1 pseudogene is annotated in these 1,055 nt (G+C 70.1%); it reads right to left on the reverse strand.

Annotated elements, in window-relative coordinates:
* A pseudogene (locus CLV89_RS22755) lies at positions 1 to 1,055 on the reverse strand (hypothetical protein); the annotation flags it as partial.

The raw sequence follows: 1,055 nt of genomic DNA on the forward strand, positions 1-1,055 counted from the left end.
ATCCCCTCCGACAGCGTCCACAGGAAGGTGCCCCAGCTCAGGGACAGATCCTGCACCATGCGGGTGAACCCCGCCTGCACCCGCGCCCAGATCGCTGCCAGTGCCGGACCAATCGCCGTGGCGCTGGTCTGGATGCCCTGCCAGACGCCCGCTGCAAGATCGCCAAGCGCGCGCAGCGCCGCGCCCCAGCCGCCGGTGGCCACCACCAGCTGATGGAACTTCATCGCCAGGTAGCCCGCCCCCACCACCAGCGCGCCAATGCCGGTGGCAATCACCGCCCCGCGCAGCAGCACCAGCCCCCGCTGCAGGCCTTTCATCGCAAGGCTGGTCACCGCCGCCTTGGTCGAGGTGGCCCCAAGCGCCACTTCCAGCGCAATGGCCGACTTTGTCGCCGCCGCAAAGCGCAAGGGCGCCAGCGCCACGGTCGCGACCATCCCCGCCATCACAACCCCCAGCGGCGCGGCCACCTTCAGCACCAGCCCCAGCGCCAGCGCCGCAGGTCCTACCGTGCCGACAATCAAGGCGCTGGTGGCGATGAACCGTTTGGTGCCCTCCGACAGACCGTTGAACCAGGTCGCCACATCCGCCACCCGGTCACTCAGCCCCTGCAGCGCCGGGGCCAGCGCGACGGTCACCTGGTTGGCCAGACCCCGGCCCGCAAGGCTCATCCGCGACAGCGCGTCATTGGTCAACTCGATCTGATCCGCATCCACCTCGGAGATTGCCACGCCAAAGCGGTTCACATCCTGCGCCGCCGTGCGCAGTGCGGCGCCATCCACGCGGGTGAAGATCAGGCCCGCCCGACTGCCAAACAGCTCTGAGGCCACCGCCGCGCGCTCTGCCTCCGGCACATACTCCGCCAGGGCGACCTGGATCTGTTCCAGCCGCTGATCAAGCGGCAGCGCCTGCAGCGCGGCGGCACTCAGGTGCAGCCGGTCCAGCGCCTTGGCCGCCGCCCCGGTGCCGCCCGCCGCCTGGCTCAGGCGTTTGGTCAGCTGGATCGTGGCCTGCTGCACCTCGCCCATCGAAACACCGGAGAGATCCGCTGCCCGCTC

This window comes from Tritonibacter scottomollicae, assembly GCF_003003215.1.
GTDB classification, from domain to species: Bacteria; Pseudomonadota; Alphaproteobacteria; order Rhodobacterales; family Rhodobacteraceae; genus Epibacterium; species Epibacterium scottomollicae.